The organism is Geovibrio ferrireducens, from assembly GCF_026226615.1.
GTDB lineage: Bacteria > Chrysiogenota > Deferribacteres > Deferribacterales > Geovibrionaceae > Geovibrio > Geovibrio ferrireducens.
In genome coordinates this window covers 31,991-57,747 of record NZ_JAJAPB010000008.1, presented here as the reverse complement: position 1 = coordinate 57,747, position 25,757 = coordinate 31,991, and the positions used below count along the sequence as shown (strand labels likewise).

Below are 25,757 nucleotides of genomic sequence, written 5' to 3'. Positions count from 1 at the left end.
ATGCAAAGCTGGCTCAGATACATAGACGATGACAAACGCAGGCTGATATTCGGCAATGAAAACACCGCCGAGCCTGCGAAGGCTTATGACAAAAAACGCACTGTTCACGCCGGAATAAGAGGCAGAGGCGTGGACGCAGATAAAACCATGTCCGTATGGCAGACAGAAACCGGGCGCAGACCTTCCTTTAAGGATGCATGTGTTTATATCAATATTCCCTTCTGCCAGACCAAGTGCACCTACTGCGGCTTCTTCAAGAACCTGTCAGATGCGGCGCTTATTGATGACTACACCGAATCCCTCACGGGGGAGATAAGAAGCGCAAAGGATTCACCTTTGTATTCCCATGGAAAGGTAAGAGCAGTGTACATCGGCGGCGGAACACCGGGAACACTTTCTGCGAGGCAGATAGAGAGCCTGCTGAAAGCGGTGGGCGAAAGTCTGCCTCTTTCTAACGACTGTGAAATAACCTTTGAGACGAGAACTTACCAGTTCGGTGATGATAAGATAAAAGCCTGCATTGAGAACGGAGTTAACCGTTTTTCTCTGGGTGTTCAGTCTTTTGATACCAAGGCGAGACGTGCTATAGGCAGGGTTGATTCCGGCGAAAAGGTTATGGAGATGGTTCATAAGCTCACTGAACTGAAAGAGGCATGCGTTTCCCTCGATTTTATCTTCGGTCTGCCCCACCAGCCTGTGGAAACATTCCTGAATGATATTCAGACAGCCGACTGCCTCGGCATCGACGGTATGGCGCTTTACCAGCTTAATGTCTTCGAGGGCGGGAAGATGGATGAGGGGATAAAAAGCGGAAAAACCGAAGCTGTGCCCGAAACCGCCAGACAGTACGAATACCACACTGCCGCATATGAAATGCTCACTGACATGGGCTATTCGCAGCTTTCTATGTCCCACTGGGTAAACGGAACGCTGGACAGAAGCATCTACAACCGTTTCACAAAATCAGGCTGCATCCTTCACGCTTTCGGTGCGGGAGCAGGCGGAAGAACGGAAAATTACGGTTACTTCATACACCCTGCCGTGACTCCTTACAATATGATGAGAGCAAAAGGGGTTAAGCCTGTAATGGGGCTTTCAGAGAAAAACCTTATGAGCGGACTTTATGAATTTATTAACGGTCAGATGGATACGGGAATCCTCCGTTTTGACTCGGCAGAGAGGCTGTTCGGGCTGGAACTGAAATCAATTTTCAAACCCCTCACCGATTCCTGGGAGAAGCGCGGGCTTGCATCTGTGGGTGATAAAACAATGAAACTGCTTCCAGCGGGGCAGTTCTGGTACGTGAATATGACTCAGGCACTGCTTGATATTCTGGAAATAATGCACAGCAAAGGGGTTTACGAGCCCTCTGTGGACAAAATAGCCGCTCAGGGCTAGGAGGATTATATGCAGACGGAAAAAATCACAGATTATCTTTCCAAAAATCAAAATGTTCCCACACTTTTCGCCGCGCGTGAGCTTGGCGTATCCGAGAGAGAGATTCTGCGCAATATAGATGATGACGGCATAACCGAAGTCAGCGGCAGCTTTTTTGACTCCGCAATGAAAGAAATTGCGGGTTGGGGAGCGGTTACTGTTATTGTAACCAATGACTCGGCAATTATTGAGATGAAAACCTCCGTCCCTGTGGGGCAGTATGCCAGAGGTTTTTTTAATCTGCATTCGGATGAAAGCCCCCTAGGCGGACATATCTCCTTTGAGGAGATAGAGAGTATATTTTTTGTCAGCAGGCCTTTCATGGGTAAGGAGAGCCACTCTGTTCAGTTTTTTGATAAAAACGGCAAATGCTCCTTCAAGGTGTACCTCGGCCGCGATGCATGCGGAAAAGTTCTCGAATGCCAGAAGGCGGATTTTATAAAACTTAAAAAGAGGTGCATGGCATGAAGCGTATTCTCTTGACCATTACAGCACTCTGCCTGCTTGCGTCATCCGCATTTGCCTTCACCTTCAAAGATGATGCCGGCGACAGCTACACTTTTGACAAAACACCGGAGAAGGTCGTGGTGCTGAACAGTTCAAACCTTGAGCTTTTCATCGCTGCCGGTGGAAAACCAGCAGCATACGGGGAAAGCGGTACAATGCCTGCATACCTCAAAGAGTATATCAAAGGCCTCCCCTCGGTCGGGAAGGTTCAGAGCCCTGACATTGAGCGTATTGTAGCGATGAAGCCTGATCTGGTGATAGGGATGAATTTCCCGTTCCACATCTCCCTCAAAGGCTCCCTGAAACAGGCAGGAATACCTCTGGCGGTTTTCGGAGTGCAGGACAGGAAGGATCTCACTGAGAAAATGGCGGTATTCGGACAGATAACGGGCAAACCTGACACTGCTCTTAAAAAGGTTGCGTCAATAGGCTCGGAAATTGATAAAGCGGCAAAAACCGTCGGTAAGCCATCGAAAAAGGTACTCATGGTATACGGAACCCCGGAGAGTTTCAGCATGGCGCTTCCCGCCAGTTTCATAGGGGAGATAGCTGAGCTCGCAGGCGGCATAAACATAGCCGGGAAGGATATGAAAGGCGGTACAGGCATGTACAGCGGGTTTGTTCCGGTCAGTCTGGAATATGTGACAATGGCCGACCCCGATATGATCTTCATCATATCCCACGCCAATATGGGAATGCCCTCAGAGGACAGTCAGCTCACTAAGCACCCGGCATGGAGCGCCCTGCGCGCTGTCAAAAACCGCAAAGTGATCAGCCTCCCGTTTGATACCTACGGAATAAACCCCACTGTGCGTCTGGGCGAGGCCGTGCTTGAGCTTTCCGCATTGATTTACCCGGAAAAATATAAATGAAATATGATGCTGTAACCGATCCCGAAACCAGAAAACGCTTTCTCACCGCCTTTCTCGGTGCTGGGCTCCTTCTTTGCGGGCTTATTCTCAGTATCGCAAAAGGCTCTGTGGGCATCAGCCCCGGAGACTTTTTTGCGGTATTCACCTCCGCAGATGCGAATCAGGGCATATATCAGGTGATAATGAACATCCGTCTGCCGCGCATTCTGGTAGGCGGACTTGTTGGGATAAACCTTGCTCTTTCCGGAGCCATACTCCAGTCAATACTCAAAAACCCGCTGGCTGATCCCGGCATAATAGGAATTTCCGCCGGAGCGGGGCTCGCCGCCATGACGGTTATGATTCTGTTTCCGTCCCAGTCGGCTGTGGTTCCTCCTGCGGCTTTTCTGGGGGCGGTGGGCGCCGCTCTTATAATCTATTTTATTGCTTATGACGGCGGAGCGCACACACTGCGCCTTGTGCTAGCGGGTGTTGCGCTTTCAGCATTTCTCGGAGCTTTTATGTCCGCCCTGACAGTGCTTTTCAGCGACAGGGTTCAGGGCACGGTAAACTGGATGGCAGGAGCGCTGAACGGAAAAAGCTGGAACCATTTCTACATGGTTCTCCCTTATTCCGCGGTGGGGCTTTTCGGTGCTGTATTCGGGGCAAAATATCTTAATATTCTCGCTCTTGGCGATGACATAGCCCGCGGTCTGGGGCTTAATGTGGAGAGAGCAAAATTTATGCTTACCATTCTGGCCGCTCTCCTTGCCGCATCAGCAGTTTCGGCAGTCGGTCTTCTGGGGTTTGTGGGGCTGATTATTCCTCATATAACAAGACTTATAATCGGCTCAGACAACAGGTTTCTCATTCCGTTCAGCGCTCTTTTCGGCGCAGTGACCGTAATATTTGCGGACACGGCTGCAAGAACACTCTTTTCTCCATACGAACTGCCTGTGGGCATACTGATGGCATTTCTGGGTGCGCCGTTCTTCCTTTATCTTCTCACAAGAGGCATAAAATGATGACCGGATGCCTGAGTGTAAACGAACTGCGTGCCGGATATGCAAAAAAAGAGGTTCTCAGGGGCGTGTCCCTATGTTTTGAAAAGGGGCGGATAACAACTGTCATCGGCCCCAACGGGTCGGGTAAATCCACTCTGCTGAAAACGGCGGGCAGGCTGCTGAAACCCTTTTCAGGTCAGGTTCTCCTTGATGGGAAAGCTATTTCTGAGATGGATGACAGGAGCATAGCAAAAAAGATAGGCATACTGCCGCAGTCGCCTTCAGCGCCTATGGATCTGCCTGTTCACTGTCTTGTGGCGTTCGGGCGCACACCGCATCACGGTTTTATGAACCGCTACACGGATGAGGACAGGGATGCGGTAAACTGGGCTATAGAGGCCACAGGGCTTGCTGACAAGCGCTTTAAACGCATAGGTCAGCTTTCCGGCGGGGAAAGGCAGAGGGCTTGGATAGCCATGTCCCTTGCTCAGAAACCGGAGATTCTACTTCTGGATGAACCTACAACCTATCTGGATATTCACCACCAGTTTGAGGTTCTGGAGCTTTTAAGCAGGCTTAATGATGAGCATGGGCTGACAGTAATCATGGTTCTGCATGATCTGAATCTCGCCGCTGCGTTCAGCCACAGAATAACTGCCCTTAAGGACGGCATAACAGTTGCGGACGGAGCACCGGAAGATGTATTGTGTGCGGAGAATATAAGCCGTGTTTTCAATATCCGCTCAAAAATTATCAGAATAAATGAGGAAGGAATAGAAAAGACAGTGGCCGTCCCCCTCGGAGTAAGACATTGATTCTTAAAATAGAAAACCTTCATAAATCTTATAAGAACGTAAAGGCTGTTGACGGAGTGAGCTTTCACATCAGGAAAGGCGAGATCTTCGGCCTTCTCGGACCCAACGGAGCTGGTAAGACAACCGTTATCAAAATGATTTCCACACTGACCAGACCAGATTCGGGCTCCATTGAGGTAAACGGGTGTGATGTAATGGGAGACAGGCGCGGAGTGCGTCAGTCTGTTGCTGTTGTGCCGCAGGAAAACAATCTGGAGGGTGAACTCACCGTTTATGATAATCTGCGTGTTTATGCCGCTCTGCGCAGGGTTCCCTGTTCCCGAAGCGCAATTACGGATGTTATGGAGCATTTCGGCATAATTTCCAAAAAGAATGAGCCGGTGGACAAGCTCTCCGGCGGACAGAAAAGAAGGGTGATAATAGCAAGGGTGATGCTGGCTGATCCGGAGCTTATTCTTCTGGACGAACCCACGCTTGGGCTTGATCCGTCTATCCGCAGGGAAATATGGAACCTGATAGCCCAGATAAAAAGCAGGGGCAAATCCATCCTCCTCACCACTCACTACACGGAAGAAGCGGAAAACCTGTGCGACAGGGTGGCGATTATGTCCGCAGGAAAGATAAAGCGCATGGGTACACCGGAGGAACTGATAAGCGAGACAGGCAGGTATGTTCTTGAAACCAGCGGGTCAGACGGCTGCCGCATTTTCCGCATTGTCCGCAGCAGAGATGAGCTTGATGCCGCCGTAAGAGAAAACGGAACAGCGGGCTACACAGTGAGGGATGCCCGTCTTGAGGATGTTGTGGTGAGCGAAGGGGGAATTAATGAACACGGTGTATGACTTTGCTTACGGAACATGGGCTGTTTTTCTTCGGGAAATGCTTCTCCTTAAAAATAAGCTTAAAAAGTTCGGCTTCGTTGTTTACTCCCTTGTATCGCCGCTTATATTTCTTACGGCATTCGGGTTCGGGTTCGGTTCACGCATAAGTTTTGACGGGGTGCGGTATGAGTATTTCCTTGTGCAGGGGATAGTCTGCATGACATCAATGATGAACTCATACAATCTGGTAATGACCTCGGTCAGCTTCGGCAGACTGTACACTAAAAGTTTTCAGAATATCATAACATCCCCGGTTTCAGCGCTTTCTGTTATGACCGGGCTTGTGATGTCGGGCATTCTGCGAGGGGTTATGGCTTCCGTTGTGGTTATGTCTGCGGGGTTTCTGCTGTTTGATGTTTTCCCGTTCGGCTTTTACTCCGTAGTTGCCATATTTTTCAATCTGCTTTTTTTCTCTTCCTTGGGGGTTATGATAGGCCTGTATCTCAAGGATATGGAAGCAAATGCAATGATAATGAATTTCTTTATCATGCCCATGAACTTCTTTTCAGGCACGTTCTACCCTGTCGATAATCTGCCTTCCCTGCTTAATAAGCTGGTCTATATATTTCCGCTCACTCATACGAATATTATTATACGTGCCGTAAACATGGACTCCTCTGTCATTATGTCTCTGATAACCCTGATTGTTCTTACTGTCGCCGCTTTTCTGTGCGGTGTGCTGATGCTTAACCGCTATTCCGAGTGAACTAATTTGCGGAAGTTTATCCGAAAATGATTGACAACACGCCGCAAGCGAGTTAGAAGTTTAAAACTTTAATTGATACTGCTAATAAACTCGTATGCTTTTCAGAAATCAGCTTTGGGAGGGGTTAAATTTGATGAAGGAAGAACAGACTGTAAAACCTGCGGACAATGAAAAGGAATACAGATGCCCGAACTGCAGCAAACTTCTGATGAAAGGGGATGTCAACCTTGTCCAGATCAAATGCCCACGCTGCAAAAACATTGTCACATTTAAGAGATAGGTTCAGTAAAGGTCAAAAATTCCTGTATATTTCTTCCGCCGTATAAGCTATTATCCCCGTGTTTCCTCAGGGGAGGGCAGATGGGCGTGGATGCCAATTATTTAAACAGCTTTGTAGATTCAGCAAAAAAAGAATACGGGGAGCGGTATGATTCCCTCCGTTTTCTCACACCTGATGAGGCCGTATCGGCCGTTTTAAAAAGAGAAGAGCTTCTTGAGAGCCTGAAAGATAAAATCAAGTGGGACTATGCCGGAACAAAGGCGGACTCTGAAAACCTTTCCCCCGGCTGCCGCCTCTGCGGAAGCGGTGAGTGGTCATGCCTGTTTATCAATAACAAATGCAACTGCGCCTGTTTTTACTGCCCGGCATCCCAGGATGAGAAGGGCGTTCCCGCCACTAACACAGTTACCTTTCCCGCACCGGAGGAATACGCCGCCTATCTCAAAAAGTTCGGCTTCAAGGGCGCAAGCATCAGCGGGGGCGAGCCTCTGCTCACGCCTAAGCTCACTCTGGCCTTCATACGCACCATAAAAAAAGCCTTCGGGAGCAATATATACCTTTGGATGTACACCAACGGCACACTGGCTGATTCGGAGATACTGGCTCAATTGAGAGATGCAGGACTTGATGAGATCCGCTTTGACATCGGAGCCACATCCTACAAACTGGACAATCTGAAACGTGCCTGTGGAATTATCCCCACGGTCACAGTCGAGATTCCCGCTGTCCCGGAGGAAAAGGAGCTTTTGCAGAAGCTTATGCCTGAGCTTGCGGAATGCGGTGTGAAGCACCTTAACCTGCATCAGCTTAGGCTTACCCCATACAACTTTGAAAAGCTCATTAAGAAAAATTATACGTACATACACGGCGAAAGGGTAACTGTTCTGGAGTCTGAACTGACTGCGCTGGAGCTTATCAAATACGGCAAAGAGAATAACATTAATCTGCCCGTCAATTACTGCTCATTCGTTTATAAAAACCGTTTTCAGGCAGTGGGCGCCCGCAGGCGCAACGCCGAATTCATCATGAAGGATTATGAAACACTCACCGGAAGCGGGCATATAAGGACTGTCAGCCTCAAAGGGGAGAGGGCAGAGGGAATTGCCGCATCGCTGGCGGACAGCAGACAGTTCACGCTGAACGGCAGTGAGCTTTTTATACACCCCTCACTCCTTGCAGGGCTTGATTTATCCGGCCTGCAAATGACAGTGCGTTACTCAGCAGCGCGCCAGCTCGGCTCCGTGAGCTACCATAACCCGTTTACCGAAGTGAAGGTGACAAAGAGCAAGAAGATAACCGTGGAGCGTTACCGCACTGGTGATGACATTGTCCTTGAGGCTGATGAGGCCGCATGCTTCGCCGGAACCGGAGTGATGCCCGTCAGGCTTGCCGCCTATGAAGAGGTAAAAGAAGGCTTGCAGGAGTATATATAAAAGAAAAGACGTACCGGGTTGAGTCTGTCTCAAGCTTGCTGTCTGGGAAAAAAGTGAGACTGCCGCGTCACTGTTGCTCCTCGCAGTGACGTAACTTACTGTCATTGTGAATGAAGTGAAGCAATCTTAAAAAAGGCGTGCCCAGTCTGAGCACGCCTGTCTGATTTTTGTTATTCGTTGCCGAGTTTAGCGAAGTAGTCTTTGGTTTCCTTGACCACCACAGGGGTAAGTCCCAGAAGACCTATAAGGTTGGGCACTGCCATCAGTCCGTTGAAAACATCTGAAAGCAGCCAAACAATATCAAGCTTTGAGATTGCGCCCACACCGACAAATACGATGAATACGTATCTGTAAACAGGTATGGACTTAAGCCCGAAGAGATACTCCATTGATCTTTCGCCGTAGTAGCACCAGCCGAGGATGGTTGAGTAAGCGAAAAGTGCAAGGCTTACCGCCACAACTACCGCACCGCCGGAAAAACCGGTGGAGAAAGCGAATGTGGTGAGGTCAGCGCCGTTTCTGCCGCTTGCCCATGTGTCTGTTACTATGAGGACAAGGCCAGTCATCGTACAAACTATAATAGTGTCGATGAAGGTCTGCGTCATGGAGACAAGAGCCTGAGTAACGGGGTGTTTCGTCTGCGCAGCAGCAGCGGCTATGGGTGAGCTTCCGAGGCCTGATTCGTTGGAGAAAACGCCTCTTGCGACACCCATCCTGATGGCGAGCATAACACCTGCTCCTGCGAAACCGCCCGTGGCGGCTGTGGGGGAGAAGGCTTTCTCAAATATGAGAGCAAAAGCACCGGGAATGTGACCTGCGTACATAACAAGGATAGCGATTGAGCTTAATACATAGAAAACAATCATGATAGGTACAAGTACGCTTGTAACTTTGCCTATGCTTTTAATCCCGCCGAGAACAACCAGCGCCGTGATGAACATCAGCGTGATGCCGGTATAATGCGCAGGTATGCCGAAGGTGCTTCTCATAGCGTCAGCAACCGAGTTTGACTGAACCATGTTGCCGATACCGAATGAAGCCACCACAGCAAAGACTGCGAAAAGAATACCGAGTTTTTTCCAGCCCAGACCGTTTGAGATATAGTACATAGGTCCGCCGCTCATTGAGCCGTCGGCTTTCTGAACACGGTACTTAACTGCGAGTACGGCTTCCGCGTATTTGGTTGCCATGCCCACAAGGCCGGTCATCCACATCCAGAACATCGCACCGGGGCCGCCTATGGCTATTGCTGTTGCAACACCCGCTATGTTACCCGTTCCCACCGTGGCGGAAAGAGCAGTCATAAGCGCCTGAAAGTGTGTGATGTCTCCGGGATGGTCGTCTTTCTCTCTCTTTTTAATGAGAGCGAGCCAGAGTGAGTGAAAAAGTTTTGTGAACTGAAGGAACCTGAGATTGATTGTGAGCCAGATTCCCGTGCCCACGAGTAAGACCAGAAGCGGCGGGCCCCAAACTATATTGCCTACCGCATTAAGAAGGTTTTGAAATTGCTCCACTGTTTACCCCCAATAAAGTTGTAAGTGGAGATAATACTATGTAATTTCATTATTTTCAAACATTTGTTTTACGTTATGAGCCTGAGTGCTGCGGAGTCCGCATCGGTTTCAGTGCAGTTAAGGGCGGATTAATGTAACGGCGGTTTAAGGTGTTCTGCGTCCCCGCTTTTTCCCGCTGAAGATCAAGCGGGGACACAGGATAAGTTAGGAGAGGGGTAGAAAGCCTATTTCAGAAACTCCGACAGGTGCATAACATTTATATTCTTCCCTTTTTTGCCCAGTCCGCCCGCGATCTGGATAACGCATCCGGGGCAGTCGGTAAGAACTGTGTCCGCGCCTGTTTTATCTATATTTTCTGTTTTTTTATCGAGTATTCCCGCTGATATGCCCGGATATTCCACCGACCATGAGCCGCCGAAGCCGCAGCATACGTCGCTGTCTGTCATGGGGATGAAATTTTCACCCAGAAGCGAGGTGAGAAGCTCCTCTGCTGAGGAACCAAGCCCACGTTTCTGGTGGCAGGGTGTATGGTAGGTGACTTTTGCCCCTTTATTAAACGGGATATTGGTCAGACCTTCTTCTTTGATGAACATTGCAAGGGACTTAACCTTGTCTGAGATCAGTCCGGCTTTTTTGAAATCCTCCGGCTTATCTTCAGTGTAGTGTTTGAAGTCCTCTTTCACTGCAAAACCGCAGCTTGGGCAGAGAACTAGATACGCCTTATAGTCATCCGGGTTTTTCATCTGTGCGAGACAGGCAGAGATGGTCTTGCGTCCGCCTTCCCCGTCCCCACCGTGGATTGCGGGGAGGCCGCAGCAGGTGGCTTTGTCAGGAGTATCAACCTGATACCCCTGTTTTTCAAGGAAGCTTACCAGTGCTGTTCCCATCTGCGGGTAGAAGTATTCCACAGCGCATCCGGGGTAGAAGAATACTCTTCCTTTTGCTGCGGAGGGGTTTACCCTCTGCCCGTTAATATCTGTAAATGTTTTCTGCTTGATTGAGGGAAGCTCACGGAAGTTTATCTCTCTTCCCGCAAAGGGGATTTTCTTTATTCTGCCGCCCGCTGTCAGCGGAGCTGCGAGGATGGAGCCCGCCTTCATTATCACGCGGAAGCGTTTACCGCTGCTTAATATGTTGCTGTAAAGGAATTTTTTAAGCGGATTCAGGCCGAATTTACTGCCCATATTCACATTGAGCTCGGCTATTATCTTCTGGAGGTCAATCCCTGACGGGCAGTTTGTTGAACAGGCGCGGCAGCCGATGCACATCTTAAGGATGTCGCGGGCTTTTTCCTCACCGTGGAACATAGCCGTCATTATGAGGCCGATTGCACCCAGATAAACATGGCCGAAAACGTGACCGCCCACCATTTCATAGGCGGGACAGACATTGGCGCAGCTTCCGCAGCGCATGCATTTCAGCGCTTCCGCGAACAGAGGATGGTCAAGGAAGGCGAGCCTTCCGTTGTCGAGGAAAATATAGTGAACCTCTTTATGACCCGTTGAGGAAGCTTCGCTGGGAACCTGACCTTTTATCCATGTGGTGTATGTGCTGATTCGCTGTCCGGTTGCGCTTTTCGGGAGCATTCTTATTACTTTCAGCGCTGTTCTGAAATCCGGCACAAGCTTTTCATAGCCGAGAAGCACAAAGTGAACAGGGGGAACAGTGGCGGAAAGCCTTGCGTTGCCTTCGTTAGTCACCAGTCCTATGGTTCCGGTGGATGCCACTGCAACATTAGCTCCGGTGAGCCCCGCTCCCGCCTCAAAGTAGGAGTTTCTCAGAGCGTGACGGGCGGTTTTCACCATAGCTGCTATGTTTTCCCTGTCAAGCCCTGCGCTGAGGAGGGCGTTGAACAAATCTGCCACCTGACCGCGGCTTTTATGTATGGCGGGCATAACCATGTGGGAAGGGTGTTCCCCGGCAAGCTGGAGAATCCATTCGCCGAGGTCTGTTTCCACAGGTTTTATGCCGTTTTTCTCAAGATAAGCGTTGAGCTTGATCTCCTCACTGGTCATGGATTTTGATTTGACCACGGAGCCTGCGCCCTTTTCACGGCATATTTTTTCTATGTAGCGACAGGCATCAAGGCTGTCTGCCGCTCTGTAAACGGTTGCCCCGCTTTTTTCCGCGTTTGCTTTGAACTCCTCAAAGAGGTTTTCCGCTCTTTCCCTGGTGAGGGCTTTCAGGGAGTTCATCTCTTTTGCCATAGCAGGGAAGTCGAGCCCTGCATAAGCGTTTGCCTTTGATGCTTTATATGCTGAGGCGAAGTTTTTAAGGTTGGTGTAGAGGATTTTGTCGTTCAGGCTGCGTTTTATTCCGTTTTTTCCGCTCATGTCTGCCTACCTGTCCGTTATTATATATACTGTCATTTCGCATGGGCCGTGCACGCCGATGGTGAGCACTCTTTCTATATCTGCCGTGCGGCTTGCGCCTGTGATAAAAGCGGTGAAGGATGCCGGGTCAGATGACTTTTCCTCAAGGAAATCAGCCACGTCCTCCAGCATGGGAACTATTCTGGACGCAGGTACGGTCACATGAAGCCTTTCCGCCAGACAGGTTGCCTTCCTCAGTCTCTCATCAGTGCTTTCAATTACCACGCTTCCGGTTTCTGCAATGGCAAAATCAGCCTCAACAAGGGCATCACCTATGCCTTCATTTCCGGCAGTGATAATTTTTTCGGGGAGTGCGTCCGTTTTCAGGCTTACATAGTCAAAATTATGTTTGCAGAGTGCCTCTGAAAACTCTTCGAAAGAGAGGAGCAGGTTTTTATTGCTTACACTTTCGGAATATTTAATAAAGGTTTCTGTCAGTACGTTCATTTCAGTGTCACCTTTTTAGTGGTCTTACCAATAGCGTATATTTCCATGAAATCTAAGTCAACAGTTTTTTATGGGCATTATTTAGCATTATCTAAAAAATTAACCTCATGTTTAAACCTATGAATAATGGCTTTAATAAAGGGTTTCAAAGGTCTGATTTGATTATAACATGTTTATGAAATATGCGATAAAAAAGATTGACAATGACGTTCCTATGGTATACTCCTTGTAAGTGGTTTGAAAAATTTACCACTTACTGGTTAGTGTTCTCTCAGTCAGGAGGAAGTATGAAAAAACTGGTCAAACTTTTAATTTCATGTGTGATGTTCACAGCAATGATCTTCGCCGTAGTTGGCTGCGGTCAGGACAAAAAAGCTGAAACAACAGCCGCTCCGGAAGCAGCAGCGGCAGCCAAAACCTATGAATGGAAAATGGCTACAACATGGTCGACAGGTATTCCCTGGCACGATACGGCTGTACACTTTGCTGAAACCGTTGAAAAAATCACCAACGGCCAGCTCAAAATCAAAGTTTTCCCCGATGGCGCGCTTGTGCCCGCTTTCGAGGTGTTTGACGCTGTGAGAAACGGCGTTGTGGAAATGGGTCACGACTGGCCCGGCTATTGGAAAGGCAAAGATGAAGGTTTCGTTGCTTTCGCTTCTGTTCCTTTCGGTCTTAATAACATCGAATACTCCATATGGCTTATGGAAGGCGGCGGTATAGCCCTTGCTGATGAGCTGTACGGCAACTTCGGTCTTAAACCTCTCATGGGCGGTAACTCCGGTCAGGAGATGGGCTTCTTCACCAAAAACCCCGTTACTGATGTTAAACAGCTTTCCGGCATGAAAATCAGAACAGTGGGCTGGGCGGCAGACATCCTTAAAGAAATGGGTGTTTCCGTTACTCCGCTTCCCGGCGGCGAAATCTACCTCGCGTTTGAAAGAGGCGTTCTTGACTCAGCAGAGTTCTCAACTCCTTTCATCACTTACCCCATGGGCTTCCAGGAAATTGCTAAAAACGTAATGCTTCCCGGCTGGCACCAGACAGGCGTACAGAACATGTTCACTGTAAACAAGAAGGCATATGATGCTCTTCCCCCTTACCTTCAGCAGGCTCTTGTTATAGCTTCCTATGAAACACAGATGTGGGACATAGCAAGAAGCGAAAAGAAAAATGCTGAGGCTATCCTGAAATATCAGGCTGAAGGCGTGAAGTTCAACAAGCTTGACCCTGCTTCTCTTAACGAACTCAGGAAAACCACTGACGCTTACCTCACGCAGATCAGGGCGAAAAACCCTCTGCTTGATAAAATACTCGGCTCTCAGAACAGCTTCATAGAGGAATACTCTGTGTGGAAAGACCTCAGAGGCGGAGTTGCTGCTTTCCCGAAAGATCAGTATCTTGCGGGCAAACACTACGAATAATATATCAATCTGACGGCATGGGGCGGCTCTGCCCGCCCTGTGCTGTTTTATTTTAGGTCGGACTGTAAGCATCTTACGTATATGGAACAGGCGGTTAAAATCCGCACAGTATTGTTGCAGTCATTTTTCGGAGCATTTATGGAAAAGTTAATCAAACTGATAGAATCAGTAACAGAGTGGGTGGGAAAGGCATTTTCTTTTTCCATTTATTTGCTGCTTGTGGTTGTCGTCTACGAAGTTATAAGCAGGAAACTGTTCGGAAAACCCACAGTGTGGGCATTCGACCTGAGCAACATGCTTTACGGAGTGATGTTCCTCATGGGCTTCGGCTACACGCTGAAGCATAAAATGCATGTAGGTATAGATATTATAACAGCAAAACTTAACCCGAAGGTTCAAGGGTGGATAGCTGCGGTGAGCTACCTCGTGCTCTTCTTCCCTTTTTTGATAATAGCTATTAAGGCTTCAAGCGTATTTGCCATGCAGTCATGGCAGGGGCTTGAACGCGTTCAGTCCCCATGGGGCGCTCCTGTGTATCACTTCAAAACATTTCTGCCCGTCAGTTTCGGCTTTCTGCTCCTTCAGGGGGTAGCAGAGTTTCTTAAGGCGATTCAGCAGATCAGAGGAGTCAGAGTATGATGAACCCTGAATTTTTATCTGTAGCGATGTTTGTTATCCTCCTCGTTGCTGTGTTCCTTGGTCACCCCCTCGGAATAACACTCGGCGGGCTGGGTATCGTTTTCGGAATACTCGGTTACGGCCCCACGGCATTCTTTATCCTTGCTAATAAAAGCTACGGGCTGATGACCAACTATGTTCTTGTGGCTATTCCGCTTTTTATATTGATGGCGCAGTTTCTGGACAAATCCGGAGTGGCGGACGAACTATATGAAACAATGTATGTTGTCATGGGTTCGATCAAAGGCGGGCTGGCGCTTGCTACTATAGTTGTGTGCACAGTGTTTGCCGCCACAACGGGAATAGTGGGAGCCTCGGTTGTTGCAATGGGTCTCCTTGCCGCACCCTCAATGGTTAAGAAGGGGTACGATCTTTCGCTCACTGCGGGGGTTATCACTGCGGGCGGAACACTGGGAATACTTATTCCGCCGTCGATAATGCTTGTTGTGTACGGCGGTCTGATAGGAATGAGCGTCGGCAAGCTTTTCATGGCCGCTGTTGTTCCCGGTCTTTTCCTTGCGTTTCTGTATCTTGTATACGCCTTTATATATTGTCAGGTAAAACCAAACGCAGGTCCTCCTATCCCCAAAGCTGAGAGAACTCATACTATGGGACAGAAATTTGTCATGATGTGCAAGTCTCTTTTCCCTCCTCTGTTCCTCATACTTGCTGTACTCGGAAGTATTTCCGCAGGTATCGCAACACCTACTGAGGCGGCGGGTCTCGGCTGTGTGGGCGCACTTATTCTTGCGTTTTTCAACCGCAGGGTGAATATAAAACTCTTTAAGGATGCCTCCTACGCCACATTGAAAATAACCTGCATGGTTATGCTTATCTTTGTCGGCGCAAACTTTTATACATCCATTTTCATGGGCCTGGGCGGCGGAGAGGTGTTCACCAATATCCTCTTTGCAGTGAGTGACAACAGGTATGTGATACTTGCGGTTATGATGTTCATCATCTTCCTTCTTGGAATGTTTGTGGACTGGCTGGGAATTCTTCTTCTCTGCGTGCCGATATTCACTCCCATAGCTGTAAACCAGCTTGGTTTTGACCCGCTGTGGTTTGCGATACTTGTCTGCGTAAACCTCCAGATGTCGTTCCTTACGCCCCCCTTCGGCTACGCACTTTTCTATCTCAAAGGGGTTGCACCGGAAGGAATGGAACTCAGCCATATATACAAAGGGATATTGCCTTTCGTGCTGCTCCAGCTTATAGCGCTGATACTGTGCGTGGTATTCCCCGACATTATCACATGGCTGCCTAACGCAGTGTTTAAATAAGAGTGAGGACAAAATGCTTTCCAAGAACCTGATAGCTAAGTTCGCCGAAATAGCGGGTAAAAATGTCTGGACAGAAGAGGAGGATCTCATGTGCTACGCATATGATGCCTCCTTCGGCGAAATGTGCGTACCCGAAATTGTTGTTAAACCCGAAACTGCCGAACAGGTGGGCAGAATAGTCAGACTATGCTGCGAAGAGAATATTCCTCTCGTTACGAGAGGAGCAGGAACAAACCTCAGCGGGGGAACGCTGCCCATAAAGGGCGGCTGTGTGCTGCTGATGTCAGGGCTTAATAAGATTCTGGAAATAAACACAGAGGATATGTACGCAGTGGTTCAGTCCGGCGTGATTACTGCTGATCTGGCTATGGCTGTCAGTGCGAAAGGGCTTCTTTATCCGCCCGATCCGGGAAGCATGAAAATGTCCACCATAGGCGGAAATGTCGCCGAAAATGCCGGAGGGCTCCGCGCTCTCAAGTACGGTGTTACCGGCGACTACGTTATGGGTACTAAGTTTTTTGATATTGAAGGAAACGCCGTGATAGCCGGTGGTAAAACCGTTAAAATGGTGACCGGCTTTAATCTCAGCGGACTGATGATTTCATCCGAAGGTCTGCTCGGCGTTATGACGGAACATACACTTAAGCTTGTGCCTCAGCCGCAGGCTTCGCGTTCGATGCTTGTTATTTATGATGACCTTATGAAGGCCAGCGTGACAGTGTCGGAAATAATCGGGGCGAAGATAACTCCTGCGACTCTGGAGCTTATGGACAGGTTTACAATTAAGACTGTTGAGGAAGGAACCAGAATCGGATTGCCCACCGATGCTGACGGACTTCTTCTCATAGAGGTGGACGGCCACCCCGCAGCGGTAGAGGACGAATACGCCAAGATCAAAGAGATCTGTAACAAACTTGGCGGAAAAGTGCACATCGCTGAAACTCTGGAAGAGAGAGACAAACTCTGGGAGGCGCGCAGAAAGGCTCTCAGCAGCCTTGCGCGTCTTAAACCCACGCTGATCCTTGAGGATGCCACTGTCCCCAGAAGCCGTATACCGGAGATGATGCAGTGCATCAAAGACATCACCGTTAAGTATGATCTTACGGTGGGAACCTTCGGTCACGCCGGAGACGGCAACCTCCACCCCACAATCCTCACCGATAAAAGGAACAAGGATGAGATGGTAAGGGTGGAGAAAGCCATTGACGAAATATTCGCCTCAGCCCTTAAGCTGGAAGGAACAATTAGCGGCGAGCACGGAATAGGTTCGGCAAAGGCAAAGTATCTTGAAAGTGAGGTCGGGGCCGGAACAATCCGCTTTATGAAAAAGCTGAAAGACGGCCTTGATCCGAAAAATCTTCTTAATCCTCACAAAATGGGGCTGTAGATGGATGAGCTGTTAAAAGAGCTCCATGAGCTTGAGGAAATGATGCTCCAGTGCATGAAGTGCGGCACGTGCCAGTCGGACTGCCCGCTTTACCGCACTGACGGAAGGGAATCATCGGTTGCGCGCGGTAAAATATCGCTGCTTCAGTCTGTATATGAAGGACGCATAGAGAATGCAGGCAGAATACTGAAACATTTGGATCAGTGTCTTCTCTGCACTAGGTGTCTTAAGGCGTGTCCCAGCGGCGTAAAAACCGATGAGATCTTCCTGCGCGGAAGGGAAGTGCTGCGCAGGATAAAAAAACTGCCCAAATGGCAGAAACTTATACTTAAAACTGCTATGGAAAAGCCGGAACTTATGGCGAGAATGGCTCCGCTTATGCACATGGGACTTAAGTTCGGCAGCAAAAAGATTAAGGACGGAATTTACAGACCCATGATTCCGGGTCTGGGCGGAAGAAACGTTGTCGAGATAAAAAGTGAGGCCTTCGTAAAAAAATACGGCGGGCTTAACAGAGCCGACAATGAAATTATGCGTGTTGTATTTTACCCCGGATGTGCGGTAAACCTCATATACACCGAGTGGGGAACCGCTGTGGTGGAGGTGCTCAGGCACTTCGGCGTATCTGTTTATGTGCCGGAAACAAACATCTGCTGCGGAATACCTGCCGCCTCCATGGGCGAGCTTGAAATGTACAGAAACGCTGTTAAAGCCAACTACGATGCTCTGGCAGTGTATAAAGACGCTGCTTATATAATCACAAGCTGCCCCACATGCAGATACGGCTTGTATGAGATGGGTCCCAAGCAGACAGGAGCCGAGTGCCCGCTGACCGTGGTTGATATACTGGTTTTCCTTGAGGAGATCCTCAGCGTGAGGCTGCAAACCGGGGCAGAAGGCAGAAGCACAATCCATTTTCCCTGTCACTATCAGGACAGCAAAAAAGGTCTGGTGGAAAACTTTGTGCGCAGCAGCACAAACACTGAGTACATGAAGCTTGATAACCAAAGCTGCTGCGGTTTTGCCGGTACTTTCAGCATAAAATACTATGAGCGCTCAAAAGGTTTCTCACGTTCAAAAATTGAGGAAATGAAGGACAAAAAAACAGACAAGGTATACATCCCTTGTCCGGGCTGCGCCATGCAGCTTGCTGATGCTGCCGCGAGAGAGGGGCTTGATGCGGAAGTCACTCATCCTGTGACGGAACTTTATAATTTTATAAAAGAAATAAAATAGTGTTCCACGCAAAAAATATATTAGAAAAATGTAATTTTTAATATATACTCTTTCAATGCTACTTACTGTTAAAGGCCGTGGAAATGAAGTTTGAAAAGATTAGACAGAAAAAGATAAGTGACATTATCTATGAACAGATAAAGAAAATGATACTCACTGCGCAGCTTGCCCCGGCGGAAAGGCTTCCATCGGAAAGGGAGCTTGCCGCGCAGCTTGGCGTAAGCCGTCCGTCACTGAGAGAGGCTCTCCACAAGCTGGAGGCGCAGGGGTTTCTGACCCAGAACCACGGTGACGGAACCTATGTAAAATCCCTCACTTCCCAGACCATCGATAAGGCTATGGAGGAGTTCATCAAGCGTGAGGATGCCATAGTCGACCTGATGGAAGTGCGCAAAATCCTTGAAACATGGGCTGCCAAAACTGCCGCCATGCGTGCCAGCGATGAAGAGATAGCCAATATGAAGGAGTATCTGGATGAAATGCGCTCAGCTCTTGACAAAGGAGAGGTGGGACACATCCCCGATGCAAATTTTCACAACACAATATCATACGCCACCAACAACATACTGCTGATCCACATCATGAACACAATATACCAGTGGGTGGAAAAGGTAAGCTATGAGGTTCGTTCACGTCTTTACACTGATAATGAACGTTTCGAGCGGCTTTATCTCCAGCATCAGAAGATCTACGAAGGTATAAACGCCCGTGATCCTGAGGAGGCGTACAAGGCTATGCTTGAACATATGGAATATGTTGTTGATGAAGTTAATGAAATAGTCAGAACTAATAAATAGTCTGATTCCTGAAACCAACTTCTTTAGTTAGAAATCTGCACAAAATGTAATTTTTATATACTATTTTTTGTCATTATCCCTGCAAGCTGTGTTATTATCTAATACGGACAAAATAACTGTGCTTATGCGGGGTATCTTATGGATGACCATGACAGAAGACAGACTGTTCTCGTTGTGGACGATGTCCCTGAGAATATAGACATTCTCAGTAATATACTTAAACCTGAATTCAAGGTTAAGGTAGCCATCAACGGGCGCAAGGCAATTGAAATTGCAGAAAAGGATTTGCCTGATATAATCCTGCTTGATGTCATGATGCCCGAAATAAGCGGCTATGAAGTATGCCGTGCGCTCAAGTCCAGTTTAATCACCCGTTCAATTCCTGTTATTTTCATAACCGCCAAAGGTGAGGTAGAAGACGAGTCTAAAGGTTTCAGTGCCGGAGGAGCGGACTATATCACAAAACCTGTGAGTGCTCCCATTGTTCTTGCCAGAGTCAAAACGCAGCTTGCTATGTATGATAACAAACGCATGCTTGAAAATATGGTGCGCGAACGCACAAAGGAACTGCAGGAAACAAGACTTGAGATAATCAGACGCCTTGGTTTTGCCGCTGAATATAAAGACAACGAAACCGGAATGCACGTTATCCGTATGAGCAGATACTGCCAGCTTATTGCAAAGAAAATCGGCATGAAGGACTCTGAGGCGGAACTTATACTCACCGCTGCCCCCATGCATGATGTAGGTAAAATAGGCATACCTGATAATATACTGCTGAAACCCGGACCTCTTGATGCGGAGGAGTGGCGGCTGATGAAGGAGCACTCTAAGATCGGGTTTAAAATTATCGGCGGTCACGGTTCCGAGCTTCTTAAAACTGCGGCTACTGTTGCACTTACGCACCACGAAAAATGGGACGGCAGCGGTTATCCGGATGGGTTAAAAGGGGAGGAGATTCCGATAATAGGGCGTATAGCGGCTGTTGCGGATGTTTTTGATGCGCTCACCAGTGTGAGGCCTTACAAAGCTGCATGGAGCATAGAAAAGGCTGTGGATTACATCCGCAGCGAAAGCGGCAGGCACTTTGACCCCAGAATGGCGGAAGCCTTTCTGAAATGCATGCCGGATGTACTGAACATTAAAGAGAACTTCGGTGACTGAAAATGAAACGCAAAAAAGCACTTGGATTTTTAAAATTATTTGCAGTTGTTTCCGCTCTTTTTTTCGTATCTCTCACAACGGCCTACGTTGCGGTTGAGGTCACTGAAAAAATATTCATATTCAAAAAGCGCTCTGAAATACAGATAAGGGCTTCCGAAATAGTTGACAACATTCACTCCCGAACCATTTACAGCAAAAGCATGGGCGCAGCAAACATTCTCGGCATAATAAATATATATATCAAATCTATAGTTCTCGGTGACCTGCCTTATGATCACCCTCTTGTTACTGATATTCAGGAGGTGGTTCTTAAAGAAAATGACGCTGAGGCAGTTTATATCCTGAATAAGCAGGGAATAGTTGTTTCCTATTCGGACATATCCCCCATAACTCTTACAGGTCAGAACTTCAGTTTCCGTCCCTATTTTATTCAGGCTATAAAGGGTGTGCAGAACGTTTTTGCTGCGCAGGGTATTTCTTCCAAAACGCGAGGTCTTTACATCGCCACACCCGTATATGCGGATAAAAGATCAGATTCTCAGATCATAGGCGTAATAGTGGTTAAGGATTCCATCAAACACCTTGAGGATTTCATGAGCAGATATGAGGATCCCGTCTTTATGGTTTCCCCCCATGGCGTTATTTTCGCATCCAACAGGCCGGAATATCTTTATAAGGTAGCGGGCAGCCTGAATCAGGAGAAGAAAAAAATGCTGTCCTCTCTCAGGAGGTTCGGTGCTTCTTTTGAACGGGATGCAGAGGAACTGGGTGCTGTTCTGGACGGAAAAGATATAACACTGAAAGGAGAGAAATATCTGGTCAAAACTCACCCTGTTGACTGGCATGATCTTGAGGGTACATGGCGGATAGCTTACCTTGTCAAAATGGAAAATATTCTTCCTCCGGTGGTCAGGTATTCTGTTTTCTGGGTTGTGTTTTCTGTGGTTCTGATAGTTCTGGGTATGGTTTATGTGGCATTGGGCAACAGAAAGATGAGAATGGCTGCGGAAGAGCAGAACCGCAAAATTTTCAAAGCTGTTGAGCAGAGCCCGGCTTCCATTATGATTACCGATGCTGAAGGTCGGATAGAGTATGTTAATCCCAAGTTTACCGAGCTTACTGAATACAGCTTTGAAGAGGCAAAGGGCAGTACGCCTTCCATACTGAAATCAGGAAACACTGATGATGCTGTTTACCGCTCCCTGTGGGATACTATTCTTGCCGGTAATGAGTGGCACGGTGAGTTTCTGAACAGGAAAAAATCCGGCGGCTCCTACTGGGAATCAGTTGTAGTATCCCCGGTGAAAAACAGTGCAGGGGAAATTACAAACTTCGTGGGAATCAAAGAGGATATAACCGATAAAAAACGGGTGATGAAGGAGCTTGAAGCAGCCAGACTGACAGCGGAAAGCGCCACAGAAGCGAAGTCTATCTTCCTTGCCAACATGAGCCATGAGATACGCACACCGCTCAACGCCATTATAGGTCTGAGTGATTTGGCGCTGAAAACAGAGCTTACTCTGAAACAGGCAGACTACATAAGGAAAGTAAAAAACGCAGGGGCATCGCTGCTTTCCATTGTAAATGACATACTCGATTTCTCAAAAGTTGAGGCGGGCAAGATTGAGCTTGAGAATATTGAGTTCGAGCTTGATTCCGTTCTGGAGAACATTGTTACTGTGGTGTTCCAGAAGGCAGAGGAGAAGGGGCTGGAGTTTCTGCTTCATGTCGCCTCGGATGTGCCTGCCGTGATAAAAGGCGACCCTCTCAGGCTGGGACAGGTGCTTATTAACCTTGTGAACAACGCCATCAAGTTTACCGAAGAGGGAGAGGTTGAGCTCAGTGTCAGGCTGATTAGAAAAATTGACGATAAGGCCGAAATAGCTTTTGCTGTGCGGGACACAGGGGTGGGGCTCTTCGAGGAACAGAAAAACAGACTGTTCGCCGCATTTGCTCAGGCAGACGGAACAACCACCAGAAAATACGGCGGAACAGGACTTGGTTTAAGCATATCAAGAAAACTGACAGAGCTCATGGGCGGCTCAATAAAGGTTGAGAGTGAGTACGGCAAAGGGAGCACATTCTCTTTCAGTGCAGTATTTGAGACCGGAACCGCTGTGGCTCCGTGGCTGAAATACGGTCAGGAGCATCTTAAAGATATGAAGTTTCTTGTTGTGGATGATAATTCATCAGCCAGGCAGATCATAATGGAAATACTTCAAAATCTGGACTTTGAGCCCGATGAGGCAGGCAGCGCAGAGGATGCATTGATAATGATAAAAGAGCATGATGCCAGCGAACCATACAAAATAGTGCTTATGGACTGGAAGATGCCGGATATGAACGGTCTGGAAGCTGCGGGCATTATCGCAAACGACCATAAAATAAAAAATAAGCCCTATGTGATTCTTGTTACTGCATTCGGCAGGGAGCTTGACCGTAAGACAGTTGAACTGCACGGAGCGCATGGCTCTATCCTGAAACCTGTGACAGCATCCTCTCTGATTGACGGTGTCACATCAGTTGTTTTCAAGTCCGGATATGAGGTTGATATAAAAGCAGCCGTCACAGCCGAGAATTTCAGCGGTGTGCGTGTGCTTGTGGTTGATGACAATGAGATAAACCGTCAGATAGCTGTTGAGCTTCTCGAAGATACCGGCGCGGTGGTGTTTGAGGCCGAAAACGGTAAAGAGGCTGTTTCTTTCCTGAAATCCGGAGAGAGGTGCGATATAGTCTTCATGGATCTCCAGATGCCGGAAATGGACGGATACGAGGCCATAAAGATTATAAGAGCCGATACGCATTTTGCTGAGCTTCCTGTTATAGCCATGACTGCCCATGCTCTCAATGAGGAGCGAAGGAAAACACGCGAGGCGGGCATGAACGGACATATAACAAAACCTCTGATGCCCGAAGAACTTTACAGCTGCATGAAAAGCTTCTGCATAACCGGTGAGTTCGGCGGAATTTGCAGTGTTTCCGTGGGGAGTGCGCTTAATGAACCTGATATTCCGCCTGTTGAAGGCCTTGACTTTAAGAAGGGGCTGCGGACTGTGGCAGGCAAGACAGGGCTTTACCTTAGGATGCTTGAAAAATTTGCCGCATCAAACACGGACACGGGCAAAAAACTTCTGTCAGAACTTGAAAAAGGTGATCTTAAAACTGCTGAAATCACAGCACACACTGTCAAGGGTGTTGCCGGCAATATAGGTGCGGACAAACTGTACGAACTGTCAGGAGCGCTTGAAAAACTGATTGCTGATGAAGGGAACTATCAGACCGCTGCGGAAGAGTTCGCCGCAGAAACGAGCAGGCTTACCTCTGCTATTACTGCCGCTCTTAAATCATCAGCACCTGCAAAACAGCCTGAACCGGTTCAGACTGTTTCCAGAGAGGATTTTGAGCGCATTATGGAAAAGATGTGCAGCCTGCTTGAAGATGACGACAGCGAGACTGTGGACTATTTTATGAGTGTCCGTGAACAGGCCTCGGCTTTTTTCAGCGATCAGGAGTTCAAAAGGCTGCACAAGGCCATAAACAGCTATGAGTTTGATGACGCTCTCAAAATACTCAGGAGTGAGCACAGCTAGAAACCGCTGAGCCACTCCTTAATCCTGCTCTCAATTTCATCCCTTACAAATGCTGCGAATGCCAGTGTTTCTTCATCCGTTCCTTTAAATGATGAGGGATCTGCAAACGCCCAGTGGAGTTTTTCACCCGTTCCGGGGAATATCGGGCACTGCTCGGCAGCCTCCTTATCGCAGACAGCAATCACATAGTCATACTGTCTGCCTTCCTTAAGGTAGTCTGCCACTGCATTTGTGCTGTTTTTCGAAATATCTATGCCTATTTCCGCCATAGCACGCACTGCGAAAGGGTTAAGCTTACCCGGTTCCAGTCCTGCGCTTTCGGCAATGAATTTATCGGGAGCCATGCTGTTCAGCAGGGCTTCGGCCATCTGGCTTCTGGCGCTGTTGTGAATGCATACAAAAAGGACACTTTTTTTCATATCAGCATCCGCATCCGCCGCAACCGCATCCGCCTGAGCTTTCGCCGTCGCCGAAGTCGTATTCCTCGTCTATTATCATCTCTTTGATTATATCCACAGTGGGGAGGGGCTTTCCTTCATGAACCACAACTTCGTCTATCACTACACCGGGGGTAGCCATGACGTATTTTGATATTTTCGCGGTATCTTTCACGTATTCCACTGTAATATCAGTGCGTTCAAGCTCTTCCACTGCTTTGAGCACGTTTTCGTGAACAATCTGGCAGTTGTGGCATCCGGGTCCGAGAACTTTTATAATCATATGTCACCTCTTAGAATTTTCCGTATATCATACCTGCGGCTGTGGACATCACTATCACCAGCAGAACATACACCGCAGTTTTTTTGGTTCCTATAACACTCCTGATAACCAGCATGCTGGGCAGACTCAGCGCCGGACCAGCCAGCAGAAGAGCCAGAGCGGGGCCTTTGCCCATACCTGCACCTATGAGTCCCTGAAGAATAGGTATCTCCGTAAGAGTGGCAAAATACATGAAAGCGCCTATCACCGATGCAGTGAGAACTGCCCTCAGGCTGTTTCCGCCAACAAGGTTTTCTATGTACAGTGAGGGAATTATACCCTCATGCCCCGGTCTGCCCAGAAGGAAACCCGCAGCAAAAACTCCTATGAACAAAAGCGGAATTATCATTTTAGAGTATGACCATGTTTCTGTCATCCATGTTCTGCGTTCATCGCTTTTCATGTACCTGAAAGACAGGTAAACCGTTAAAAGCAGACTAACAGCAGCAAGATACCATTTTAGTGAATAAATAAGCGAAAAAAGTCTGCCGCTTTCAAAGTCAGGTTTCGCCCACGTGGCAAATACCAGCCCGGCGCTCATCACCGCAAAAAAGAGAACTGTCATGCCTGCGGAGCGTGATGAACGGGCAGCCTGAGCCCGTTTGGGGGCACTCTGCGTTTTTGCCTCATCTTTGAAGATAAGAGCCATTATCAGCCCGATTGTCACCGCGAACACCACAGAACCGAGCGCACGTGCAATACCCATTTCAGCGCCGAGCACTCTTGCGGTGAGTACAATTGCGAGTATATTTATTGCCGGACCGGAATAAGCAAAAGCAATGGCAGGGCCTATGCCCGCACCTCTGGAATATATTCCGGCAAACAGAGGCAGAATGGTGCAGGAGCAGACAGCAAGTATGCTTCCTGAAACAGATGCAACTCCATACGCCGTAACTCTTTTTGCCTCAGCACCGAAATACTTGACCACAGAGGCCTGAGAGATCATAATACTCATAGCTCCGGCTATGAAAAGAGCGGGGATAAGGCAGGTGAGGGTGTGTTCCCTGACATAGTCCTGAAGAAGGTAAAAGGCCTCCAGTATGGCTCCGGAGACTTTCGGAGAGGAAAACGGCACAAAATAAATGAACCCGAACATGGCCGCTAAGATAAGGAATATATTTCGTTCTTTCATGTTTTACCTCTGAAAGGATTAGTATATTTTTTTAACAGGCGAGTCAATATATTTTTATGG

At 48.2% G+C, this 25,757-nt stretch carries 23 protein-coding genes; 17 read left to right on the top strand and 6 right to left on the bottom strand.

Annotation, left to right across the window (positions count from 1 at the left end):
- The 9 genes from hutW (at position 1) to OSQ85_RS09620 (ending at position 7,914) form a co-directional block, all read left to right on the top strand.
- The gene (gene hutW / locus OSQ85_RS09660) at positions 1-1,398 is read left to right on the top strand and encodes a heme anaerobic degradation radical SAM methyltransferase ChuW/HutW (protein WP_265822736.1); all 1,398 of its coding nucleotides are present in this window, start codon (positions 1-3) and stop codon (positions 1,396-1,398) included.
- 9 nt (positions 1,399-1,407) lie between these two features.
- Positions 1,408-1,905, top strand: coding sequence for a heme utilization cystosolic carrier protein HutX (gene hutX / locus OSQ85_RS09655; RefSeq protein ID WP_265822735.1), 498 nt, complete (start codon positions 1,408-1,410; stop codon positions 1,903-1,905).
- On the top strand, positions 1,902-2,816 hold the full coding sequence (locus OSQ85_RS09650) for an ABC transporter substrate-binding protein (RefSeq protein WP_265822734.1): 915 nt from the start codon (positions 1,902-1,904) through the stop codon (positions 2,814-2,816). The genes hutX and OSQ85_RS09650 overlap by 4 nt, the downstream gene beginning before the upstream one ends.
- Positions 2,813-3,820, top strand: a complete 1,008-nt coding sequence (locus tag OSQ85_RS09645; RefSeq protein ID WP_265822732.1) for a FecCD family ABC transporter permease — start codon at positions 2,813-2,815, stop codon at positions 3,818-3,820. Before OSQ85_RS09650 ends, OSQ85_RS09645 begins: the two co-directional genes overlap by 4 nt.
- Entirely contained in the window at positions 3,817-4,614 is a 798-nt protein-coding gene (locus OSQ85_RS09640; RefSeq protein ID WP_265822731.1) for an ABC transporter ATP-binding protein, read from the top strand. Before OSQ85_RS09645 ends, OSQ85_RS09640 begins: the two co-directional genes overlap by 4 nt.
- Positions 4,611-5,456 (top strand): ABC transporter ATP-binding protein, encoded by an 846-nt coding sequence (locus OSQ85_RS09635; RefSeq protein ID WP_265822729.1) that lies wholly within the window; start codon positions 4,611-4,613, stop codon positions 5,454-5,456. The genes OSQ85_RS09640 and OSQ85_RS09635 overlap by 4 nt, the downstream gene beginning before the upstream one ends.
- Entirely contained in the window at positions 5,440-6,201 is a 762-nt protein-coding gene (locus OSQ85_RS09630; RefSeq protein WP_265822727.1) for an ABC transporter permease, read from the top strand. Before OSQ85_RS09635 ends, OSQ85_RS09630 begins: the two co-directional genes overlap by 17 nt.
- 133 nt (positions 6,202-6,334) lie before the next feature.
- Positions 6,335-6,481 (top strand): Com family DNA-binding transcriptional regulator, encoded by a 147-nt coding sequence (locus tag OSQ85_RS09625; RefSeq protein ID WP_265822726.1) that lies wholly within the window; start codon positions 6,335-6,337, stop codon positions 6,479-6,481.
- A gap of 80 nt (positions 6,482-6,561) precedes the next feature.
- On the top strand, positions 6,562-7,914 hold the full coding sequence (locus OSQ85_RS09620) for a radical SAM protein (protein WP_265822725.1): 1,353 nt from the start codon (positions 6,562-6,564) through the stop codon (positions 7,912-7,914).
- 170 nt (positions 7,915-8,084) lie between these two features.
- On the opposite strand, the gene OSQ85_RS09615 is transcribed toward OSQ85_RS09620, so the two are convergent.
- The 3 genes from OSQ85_RS09615 to OSQ85_RS09605 all read right to left on the bottom strand — a co-directional run bounded on the left by OSQ85_RS09615 (position 8,085) and on the right by OSQ85_RS09605 (position 12,247).
- Positions 8,085-9,428 carry an alanine/glycine:cation symporter family protein gene (locus OSQ85_RS09615; RefSeq protein ID WP_265822723.1) on the bottom strand — a complete coding sequence of 448 codons (1,344 nt, stop codon included), beginning with the start codon at positions 9,426-9,428 and terminating at the stop codon, positions 8,085-8,087.
- Between the two features lie 224 nt (positions 9,429-9,652).
- Complete coding sequence (gene ldhH / locus OSQ85_RS09610; protein WP_265822721.1) at positions 9,653-11,761, bottom strand: L-lactate dehydrogenase (quinone) large subunit LdhH; 2,109 nt, start codon at positions 11,759-11,761, stop codon at positions 9,653-9,655.
- A gap of 6 nt (positions 11,762-11,767) precedes the next feature.
- Positions 11,768-12,247, bottom strand: a complete 480-nt coding sequence (locus OSQ85_RS09605) for a LutC/YkgG family protein (protein WP_265822719.1) — start codon at positions 12,245-12,247, stop codon at positions 11,768-11,770.
- 287 nt (positions 12,248-12,534) lie between these two features.
- Between OSQ85_RS09605 and OSQ85_RS09600 the strand changes: the two genes are divergently transcribed.
- From OSQ85_RS09600 to OSQ85_RS09565, 8 genes are all read left to right on the top strand, one after another.
- The gene (locus tag OSQ85_RS09600; RefSeq protein ID WP_265822718.1) at positions 12,535-13,671 is read left to right on the top strand and encodes a TRAP transporter substrate-binding protein; all 1,137 of its coding nucleotides are present in this window, start codon (positions 12,535-12,537) and stop codon (positions 13,669-13,671) included.
- Between the two features lie 138 nt (positions 13,672-13,809).
- Positions 13,810-14,310, top strand: coding sequence for a TRAP transporter small permease subunit (locus OSQ85_RS09595; protein ID WP_265822717.1), 501 nt, complete (start codon positions 13,810-13,812; stop codon positions 14,308-14,310).
- Positions 14,307-15,632, top strand: a complete 1,326-nt coding sequence (locus tag OSQ85_RS09590; RefSeq protein WP_265822716.1) for a TRAP transporter large permease — start codon at positions 14,307-14,309, stop codon at positions 15,630-15,632. Before OSQ85_RS09595 ends, OSQ85_RS09590 begins: the two co-directional genes overlap by 4 nt.
- A gap of 13 nt (positions 15,633-15,645) precedes the next feature.
- The gene (locus OSQ85_RS09585) at positions 15,646-17,019 is read left to right on the top strand and encodes an FAD-binding oxidoreductase (protein ID WP_265822714.1); all 1,374 of its coding nucleotides are present in this window, start codon (positions 15,646-15,648) and stop codon (positions 17,017-17,019) included.
- Complete coding sequence (locus OSQ85_RS09580; protein WP_265822713.1) at positions 17,020-18,255, top strand: (Fe-S)-binding protein; 1,236 nt, start codon at positions 17,020-17,022, stop codon at positions 18,253-18,255.
- Positions 18,256-18,338: 83 nt separating this feature from the next.
- The gene (locus OSQ85_RS09575) at positions 18,339-19,052 is read left to right on the top strand and encodes a FadR/GntR family transcriptional regulator (protein ID WP_265822711.1); all 714 of its coding nucleotides are present in this window, start codon (positions 18,339-18,341) and stop codon (positions 19,050-19,052) included.
- 138 nt (positions 19,053-19,190) lie between these two features.
- Positions 19,191-20,216 carry an HD-GYP domain-containing protein gene (locus OSQ85_RS09570; protein WP_265822710.1) on the top strand — a complete coding sequence of 342 codons (1,026 nt, stop codon included), beginning with the start codon at positions 19,191-19,193 and terminating at the stop codon, positions 20,214-20,216.
- A gap of 2 nt (positions 20,217-20,218) precedes the next feature.
- The gene (locus OSQ85_RS09565) at positions 20,219-23,806 is read left to right on the top strand and encodes a response regulator (RefSeq protein ID WP_265822709.1); all 3,588 of its coding nucleotides are present in this window, start codon (positions 20,219-20,221) and stop codon (positions 23,804-23,806) included.
- Here OSQ85_RS09565 and OSQ85_RS09560 read toward each other — a convergent pair.
- The 3 genes from OSQ85_RS09560 to OSQ85_RS09550 are packed head-to-tail and all read right to left on the bottom strand — an operon-like array spanning position 23,803 to position 25,697.
- Positions 23,803-24,225, bottom strand: a complete 423-nt coding sequence (locus OSQ85_RS09560) for an arsenate reductase ArsC (protein WP_265822708.1) — start codon at positions 24,223-24,225, stop codon at positions 23,803-23,805. The two genes, OSQ85_RS09565 and OSQ85_RS09560, sit on opposite strands and share 4 nt — an antisense overlap.
- 1 nt (position 24,226) lies before the next feature.
- Positions 24,227-24,526 (bottom strand): thioredoxin family protein, encoded by a 300-nt coding sequence (locus tag OSQ85_RS09555; protein ID WP_265822706.1) that lies wholly within the window; start codon positions 24,524-24,526, stop codon positions 24,227-24,229.
- Between the two features lie 10 nt (positions 24,527-24,536).
- Positions 24,537-25,697 carry a permease gene (locus OSQ85_RS09550; RefSeq protein ID WP_265822704.1) on the bottom strand — a complete coding sequence of 387 codons (1,161 nt, stop codon included), beginning with the start codon at positions 25,695-25,697 and terminating at the stop codon, positions 24,537-24,539.
- Positions 25,698-25,757: the final 60 nt, after the last annotated feature.